General features: G+C 56.7%; 1 protein-coding gene. It reads left to right on the forward strand.

The annotated features are described in order from the left end of the window. The first annotated feature begins 502 nt into the window (after positions 1-502). Positions 503-1563, forward strand: a protein-coding gene (locus tag GGD46_RS33585; RefSeq protein ID WP_184462176.1) for an IS630 family transposase whose coding sequence is annotated in 2 segments (ribosomal slippage) — positions 503-995 and positions 995-1563 — 1062 coding nt in all. Because the reading frame shifts where the segments join, the coding sequence is not laid out codon by codon here. Positions 1564-1674: the final 111 nt, after the last annotated feature.

Raw genomic sequence — 1674 nt, forward strand, 5'->3', positions numbered from 1 at the left:
CCGAAGCGTGGATCATGATCGCCCACATTCGTCTCATCACCAGACGGCTAGCAAGGTATGGATATCGTTGAACGCTTTTCGAATCCGACTCTTAGCGCGACAGGGCCGACAAATATAACCGTCGGTTCTTTGCTTGGTGATTGGCATGGTTGTTGCGTCGTCTCAGGAAGACAGTGCACTAAGGAAAGGTCATGATGATTCATGGATGCTCGATGGCGATGGTCCTTGTCGGTGGATACCTTCTTGCTGCATCCGCAGGGGACTTGGCGGCGCTGAGGATGGTTTATCTGCGTCGCCATTGTCGATGGCTGATATATCCAATTTCGATACTTTCATGGTTCGCAGCCCACCGATTTCACTCGGCCTGGATCCGTTTTATGCCAAGTATGCTGACGCAGCAGGCATACCTATTCTTACTGATACCGCGTCCCGTTTAACTTGACTCTTTGGCCTTCCCAAAACGCGGTGAATCTGAATCTCTGGAGCAAACCGGAGGTCTGCGATGCGATCAGGGATTTCATTGCGTGAGGATTTTGAGGGAGAAGGTCTGCGGCGGCTGGCGCGGCAGACGAAGGACGCCGCCCAGGCACGACGTTTGTTGGCGCTCGCGTCGATCTATGACGGAGGCTCGCGTTCCGATGCCGCCCGTCTCGGCAATGTCACGCTCCAGATCGTTCGGGACTGGGTCATGCGCTTCAACGAGCGTGGTCCCCAAGGCCTGATCAACGGCAAGGCTCCCGGTCCGCAGTCGCGATTAAACGATCAGCAGCGTGCGGCCTTGGCACAGGCCATCGAGCGCGGACCGACGCCCTATCTTGACGGCATTGTGCGTTGGCGTCTGTGCGATCTGGTTCAATGGCTTTGGGAAGGGTTTCGCATCTCGGTGAGCGAGCAAACGCTGAGCCGTGAGGTGCGAGCCATGGGCTATCGCAAGCTGGCCGCACGGCCCAAACATCACGCGCAAGACCCCCAAGCCATTGAGGAATTTAAAAAAAGTTCCCCGCCGCGGTGGCAGAAATTGCCGCTGGAGCGGCACGAGGCAAGCAAATAGAAATCTGGTTCGAGGACGAAGCTCGCATCGGTCAGAAGAACAAGATCACGCGCCGGTGGGCCAAGCGCGGAACGCGACCTTCAGCGCCGCATGATCAACGCACCAGATCGGCCTACATCTTTGGCGCAATCTGCCCGAAGCTCGGCAAAGCGGCAGCGCTGGTCATGCCGTGGTGCGACACCTACGCGATGACGCAGCATCTGGCCGAAATCGCCCGTCATGTCGCCGATGACGCCCATGCCATCCTCATCATGGATCAGGCGGGATGGCACATGTCCAACAATCTCGTCGTGCCCGAAAACATAACGATCCTGCCGCTCCCGCCGAAATCGCCAGAGTTGAACCCGGTCGAAAACCTCTGGCTCTTCATGCGCGAGAATTGGCTCTCGAACCGAGTCTTCAAATCCTACGACGATATCGTCAATCACTGTTGCGACGCATGGCGAAAACTCGAAAGTCAGCCCTGGCGCATCATGTCCATCGGACGCAGAGAATGGGCCAATGCGTTCTGATCAATGAGAAGCCGTATGAGTCACAAAAAACGGGAGATTCGCGGTTTGCGATGATGTGCTAGCGTGGCGATTCGTGGTCAGCAGGAGCAAGCTGAGATGAATGGCCTGAGC

Source organism: Martinezella lusitana (genome assembly GCF_014207095.1).
Lineage (GTDB): Bacteria > Pseudomonadota > Alphaproteobacteria > Rhizobiales > Rhizobiaceae > Rhizobium > Rhizobium lusitanum_B.